A 5753-nucleotide genomic window follows, 5' to 3' on the forward strand; every position below is an offset into this window, starting at 1 on the left:
CTCATCGACCTGCACCCTGATAACAACATATCTAACCTCGTTTCTTTTCTCAAGTCAGCATCAAGTCGCATACTAAGACAACAGTTTGCAGAACAGCTCAATAAAGTGTCCTGGGGAAAAGCTAAGCTTTGGCATGATTCTAAGTGCATTGTCTCATGCGGCAGTGCACCTCTAGAAATTGTGAAGCGATATATCCAGAATCAGTCAGGAGGCGCTATCCCTCCCCACCGTCTATACGGTGGGGAATCCCGCGCCTTACGTTGAATAAGCCCAGGGAGATTACCCAGCAGCGAGGAAGCGTTGAGCAAAAGTTGGCATCATCCGGCGTTGGGTTAGTCTTGCTCAAGCGGCAGGTATCTTGTTACCACCACCAGGGCTTGAGGGGGGTGCCGTCGGGGAAGATCAGGCCGGCAATCCGGGATCCGCTGTGCTTGAGGCCCTCGATCTGGGCGCCTTCCAGGTTGGCCTGGGCGAGGTTGGCGCGGCTGACATCGGCCCGGCGCAGGTTGGCCCCCTGGAACTGGGCCTGACGCAGCTCGGCGCCGCTGAGATCGGCTCCTTCCAGGTCGGCATTTTGCAAGTTGGCCTCCCGCAGATCCGCCCGCTGCAAGTTGGCTCCCCGCAAGTCTGCTCCCTCTAGGTTGGATCCGCGCAGATCCACGCGGCTGAGGTCGGCCCCCCGCAGCCGGATCTGGCGCAGCACCAGCCCCCTCAAGTCGGCCTTGCTCAGGTCTTGGCCACAGAGATCCTGCCCCTCTCCTCCCCAGTTCTGCAACTGCCAGATGTGGCGCAGCCGCTCCTCCAGCCGGGTTGTCTCAGAAAGCTGGGATCCCCGCAGGCTGGTGCCGCTGACTTTTACCCCCCTCAGGTCGGCTCCCCGCAGATCTGCCCCTTCGAGGACAGCGCCGCTTAGCTTGGCTCCCTGCAAATTGGCCTGGCGCAGATCCGCCTGGCGCAGGTGGGCGCCGTTGAAGTTGCAAAGGCGCAGGTTGGCCTTTCTCAAGTTAGCTTCGTAGAAGTTGGCACCTCCCAGCCGTGCCTCTTGCAGATCCCCTCCCTCCAGGTCGGCGTAGGCAAAATCCCGCTCCCCGCGCCGATAGGCCACGATGACCCCCTGCGCACCTCCCACTGGGCGAAAGGGGCTGTAGGTGCGACAGGCTTCCTCTGCCTCCGGCTGCTCGAGCTGGGAGAGGAGCCGCCACGCTGCCAGGCGCACCGCCCAGGAGGTGTTGCCAGCCAGTGCTTCGATGAGTTCGGCCAGACCTGCCGGCCCGTACTGCAGCAACTGGGGCAAGGTGGCCAGACGTACCACCTCGTCGCCCTGGGTGAGCCGTCGCCGCGCCCCCTCAAGCCCCCCCAAGACCAGGGCGTGGATCGGTGCACCGCCGGCTGCCACTTGTCCCCCCAGCACCAGATCCCAGGGGCGGGGCCGGGATCCCTCACCTGTGCCCACTGCAGGTCGGGAGTTGCCGAGCATGGGTGGAGGCCAATGGGCCTGGTTATACCCAGCGCCCCACCACTACGCGGATGGTGCCATCCTCTAGGCGCTCCTCCGCCTCGATGGCGAAGCCCTGCTGCCGGGCAGAGCGCAGCAAGCTCTTGTGGGCGTAGCGCTGCAAAATCGGCTCTAGGAAAGTCTGGGGATCGATGCGCGCCCCCCACAGATCCACCACAAGCTCGTAGTGATCCCCGTTGCGGCGAAAGCCGATGTCAAAGCCGTTCTTTTGCCGGATCACCAGATCGGCGCGAGTGCGGTTCCAGAGGTAGCCGCGCAGGCTGGCGTTCCGCTCCACGGTGTAGCCCAATTCCTTGAGGGTCTCTTCCAGCAGGTCGGCATCCTTGATTTGCACTTGCAAGGTGGTGAAGTGGGACATGGCGGTTCCGATCCTTGAACGGATGGAGACGGGATCCTCACTATAGAAGCGCCTCTGCAGTTGTGGAAGAAATGTGAAGGAGGATTACGTTTCCCGCGGCTCCCGCAACTTCTCTACCCTCACGGCAGCGGGATGGTGTTCTCGTTCCCTGGCTGCAGAGGCTTCGGCTTCTCCTGGGGAGCCGGGATCCCATCTCCCTTGGCCAGGGGCAAGGTGCGGGCCCGGGATCCCTGCCAAGGATCCAACACATCCCGAATCAGCACCTCCTGGATCCACACTTGCAGGATGGCCGCCAAGGGCACAGCCAAAAACAGGCCCAGTACTCCAAAGAAAAAGGCCGAGGTAACTTGGGCCACCAAAGTCAGAGCCGGCAAAAGCGACACCTGCCGCGACATGACGATGGGGGTGAAGACGCTGCTTTCCAACTGCTGGATGAAGATGTAGAGCCCCAGCACCGCCAGCGATTTCCAGGGGGCATCGGTGAGGGCCACCAGCATGGGGGCGACCACGCTCAAGGTGGGGCCGATGTTGGGGATGAAATTAAACAGTCCCGCCAGCACGGCATTGGCCAAGGTTAAAGGCACGCCCAAAATCCACAGCCCAATGCCGCTTAGCAGCATTACCAGGCTGCTGGTGAAGAGGATCCCCACCAGCCACCCTCGCAGCGCCAGCTCGCAGCGCTTGAGGATATAGCGGACGCGGGGGCGGTAAAAGGCGGGGAAAACCGAGACAAAGGCGCGGCTGTAGGCTTGAGGATCCACCAACAATAGGATGGTGAGGATGATGACAAACAGCAAGTTGAGCAGGGTGGCAAAGAAGGCGGTGAAGGACTGGGAGAAAAAGTCCCGCACCTGGCGCACCAACTCAGTGGCCTGGGGCACAAGACTATTGGCCAACTCCCGCAGCGTCGGCAGCTCGATATCCGTCGGCAACGAGAGGATGAGGTTCTCAAATAGCCGCTGCGCCTGCACGATCCCAGCGGGCACCCCATCGGTAAACAGCCGCCGCAACTGATCCGCCAGGGGAGGCACTACGATCAGCCCCACCAGAATCGCCCCCACCAGAACCGTCAAGCCGGTGATGAGGAGCGAGGGGCCACGGCGAAAACCGTAGCGCTGCGGGATCTGAGCCAGGGTGTCTAAAGCTACTGCCAAGACGATGGCCGCAAACACCAATAGCAGGATCTGCCGGATCTGCCAGAGCAGAACCAACAGGCCCAGCAGCGCTGCCAGCCCCAGCCAATGGGCGAAGGTCACCGCAGCTCACCTCCTCTCTCGCCCCGTCGTCGCCTATTCTAGATGGGATCCCGAGCATTCCCATGGGGAAGCGCCGTATGCGCGATCTGGAGCCGCAAGCAATGGCTCTGGCCTTTGATGGCCTGGAATTCGGGACAGAATCCTTTCCTGCCGAGGAAGTCCCCCTGCTCTCGGTGGGGGGAGTGTCCGGCTACTTGAAGTCGCTGCTGGCCGGGGATCCCTACTTGGCCAGGCTGTGGGTGGTCGGAGAAATCTCCAGTTGCCAGCGCAACCGCAACGGCCACCTGTTCCTGACCCTGGTGGATCCGGAAAGCGGCGATGTCCTCAAGGGGGTTGTGTGGCAAAGCCAGACTGCCCGGCTCAGCTTCTGGCCGGAAGTGGGGCAACAGGTGCTTGCGCTGGGGCAAATCGGCATCTACAGCGGCGGCAGCTACTATCGCCTTGTTATCTGGCAACTGCTGCCGGCGGGCGAGGGGCTGTTGGCGTGGCGCTTGCAGCAGCTCAAGGCCCGCCTGGCTGCCGAGGGCCTGTTCGACAACCAGCGGCCTCTACCTACCCACCCTCAGTGCATTGCCGTCGTCAGCTCTCCCGACGCCGCCGGCTGGGGCGATATCCGCCGCACCCTCAACCAGCGCTACCCCGGGCTGCGGGTGCTGTTTTCGCCGGCCCAGGTGCAAGGGGAAGCGGCCCCGGAGTCGATCGTGCGGGCCATTCGCCGGGTGGAACAGGATGGGCGGGCGGAAGTGCTGCTGATTGCTCGAGGGGGTGGATCCGGCGAGGATTTGGCTTGCTTTAACGATGAGCGGGTGGTGCGGGCCATTGCCGAGTGCCCTATTCCGGTGGTGACGGGGATCGGCCACCAGCGGGACGAGACCTTGGCGGACTACGCGGCCGACTACGCGGCCCACACCCCCACAGCGGCGGCCGAGCGGATCGTGCCCGATCTGCGGGAATTGCAGCACCAGGGATCCCAGTTGCGCCAGAAGTTGATCGAACGCACGCTGCAGGCTTTGGAGAGGGCACAGCGGCGCTTCCAGCACACCCAGCGCCATCTCGCCCAAATCCATCCGGAGCGGCTGCTGCAACAGGCGCAGGAGCGCCTAGCCCAACGACAGCAGCACCTTGTCCAGGCCGTGCGCCATCGCCTTCAGCAGCAGCAACAGCGCCAACAGGCCCTCCAGGAGCACCTGCAAGCCCTCGACCCTGCCGCCGTCCTCAGGCGGGGCTATGCCCTGGTGCGGGACGAACGGGGATCCCTGGTTCGCACCCACCACCTACCGCCGCAGACCCGGCTGAGGATACAACTGGCCTCGGGAAGCCTCTGGGCCCGAGTGGAGGAGAGCCATGAGCCGCCGCAAACGTGAGGATCCCTGGCGCTACGAAGCAGCCATTGCCGAAGTGGAAAGTTTGATTGCCCAGATTGAATCGGGGGAGCTGGATCTGGAGGAAGTGGTGGAGCGCTTCCAGCAGGCCGCCCAGACCCTAAAGCGCTGCGCCCAGTTTTTGGAGCAAAAACGGCAGCAGGTGGAGATCCTCATTGAGGAGTTAGGCCCTGGCGAAGAAGAGCTGCGCGAGTTCTAGAGCCGGGGGGAATGGGGCAGTCCAAGAAACTGGGCAAAGGCCCCAGGTGCCCCTGCTGCTGTTGCTCAACGGGGGCAAGGCTTGACGAAGGGGGCGGTGCCCCTGAAGATGGTCAAGTTGTCAAGATCCTTTGGGGCGCCCTCTATGTCCGCCAAGATCTTGGATGGCAAAGCCCTGGCTGCTCGCCTGCAAGCGGAGATGGCCGCCCAAGTGCAAGCTTGGCTGCCGCGGGTGGGGCGTCCGCCGGGATTGGCGGTGCTGCGGGTTGGAGAGGATCCCGCCAGTGCGGCTTACGTGCGCGGCAAAGAGCGGGCCTGTGAGCGGGTGGGCATCGCCTCCTTTGGCCGCCATTTTTCCGCCCAAGACTCCCCCGCCCATCTGCTCGACGCCATCGCCCAACTCAACCAGGACGAGCGGGTGGACGGCATCCTTGTGCAACTGCCTTTGCCCCCCGGCTGGGATCCCATCCCGCCCCTTCTGGCCATCGATCCCGCCAAAGATGTGGACGGGCTACACCCCCTCAACTTGGGCCGGCTAGTGCGCGGCGAGCCCGGCCTGCGCAGTTGTACCCCCCTGGGCGTGATGCGCCTGCTGGAGGCAGAAGGGATCCCGATTGCCGGACGAAAGGCGGTGGTGGTCGGTCGCAGCATCCTGGTGGGCAAGCCCCTGAGCCTGATGTTGTTGGCTGCCGACGCCACGGTTACCATGGCCCACTCCCGTACACCCAACCTGGCCGAAGTAACCCGCAGTGCCGACATTGTAGTCATGGCCGTGGGGCGCCCTCGCTTGCTCAAGGCAGAAATGGTGAAGCCGGGGGCTGTGGTGGTCGATGTAGGCATCAACCGTATCCAAGGCCCTGACGGAGCTGAGCAGTTGGTGGGAGATGTGGACTACGAAGCGGTTAAAGAGCGGGCCGCTGCCATCACGCCTGTGCCGGGCGGCGTGGGGCCGATGACGGTGACGATGCTGCTGGCCAACACCCTGGAAAGCTACAAGCTTCGCAGCCACCTGTAGCTGGAGGCTGTCCTCAAAATCCATGTCC

General features: G+C 63.3%; 7 protein-coding genes. 4 read left to right on the forward strand and 3 right to left on the reverse strand.

Going from position 1 to position 5753, the window contains the following annotated elements; genetic code table 11:
* Positions 1–9: 9 nt before the first annotated feature.
* Positions 10–264: an IS200/IS605 family transposase gene (locus NW863_RS12065; RefSeq protein WP_414366638.1), complete on the forward strand. Its 255-nt coding sequence runs from the start codon at positions 10–12 to the stop codon at positions 262–264.
* A gap of 97 nt (positions 265–361) precedes the next feature.
* Here NW863_RS12065 and NW863_RS12070 read toward each other — a convergent pair whose 3' ends face one another.
* The 3 genes from NW863_RS12070 to NW863_RS12080 form a co-directional block, all read right to left on the reverse strand.
* Positions 362–1477 (reverse strand): pentapeptide repeat-containing protein, encoded by a 1116-nt coding sequence (locus NW863_RS12070; RefSeq protein ID WP_414366626.1) that lies wholly within the window; start codon positions 1475–1477, stop codon positions 362–364.
* Between the two features lie 22 nt (positions 1478–1499).
* The gene (locus tag NW863_RS12075) at positions 1500–1874 is read right to left on the reverse strand and encodes a DUF1257 domain-containing protein (protein ID WP_414366628.1); all 375 of its coding nucleotides are present in this window, start codon (positions 1872–1874) and stop codon (positions 1500–1502) included.
* 119 nt (positions 1875–1993) lie between these two features.
* A complete protein-coding gene (locus NW863_RS12080) occupies positions 1994–3130 on the reverse strand; it encodes an AI-2E family transporter (RefSeq protein WP_414366630.1) in 1137 nt (378 codons plus the stop codon).
* Positions 3131–3192: 62 nt separating this feature from the next.
* Between NW863_RS12080 and xseA the strand changes: the two genes are divergently transcribed.
* The 3 genes from xseA to folD all read left to right on the forward strand — a co-directional run bounded on the left by xseA (position 3193) and on the right by folD (position 5725).
* Positions 3193–4494 carry an exodeoxyribonuclease VII large subunit gene (gene xseA, locus NW863_RS12085; RefSeq protein ID WP_414366632.1) on the forward strand — a complete coding sequence of 434 codons (1302 nt, stop codon included), beginning with the start codon at positions 3193–3195 and terminating at the stop codon, positions 4492–4494.
* Complete coding sequence (gene xseB / locus NW863_RS12090; protein ID WP_414366634.1) at positions 4475–4711, forward strand: exodeoxyribonuclease VII small subunit; 237 nt, start codon at positions 4475–4477, stop codon at positions 4709–4711. Before xseA ends, xseB begins: the two co-directional genes overlap by 20 nt.
* A gap of 144 nt (positions 4712–4855) precedes the next feature.
* The gene (gene folD, locus NW863_RS12095; RefSeq protein ID WP_414366636.1) at positions 4856–5725 is read left to right on the forward strand and encodes a bifunctional methylenetetrahydrofolate dehydrogenase/methenyltetrahydrofolate cyclohydrolase FolD; all 870 of its coding nucleotides are present in this window, start codon (positions 4856–4858) and stop codon (positions 5723–5725) included.
* Positions 5726–5753: the final 28 nt, after the last annotated feature.

The organism is Synechococcus sp. B60.1, from assembly GCF_047462555.1.
Lineage (GTDB): Bacteria > Cyanobacteriota > Cyanobacteriia > Thermostichales > Thermostichaceae > Thermostichus.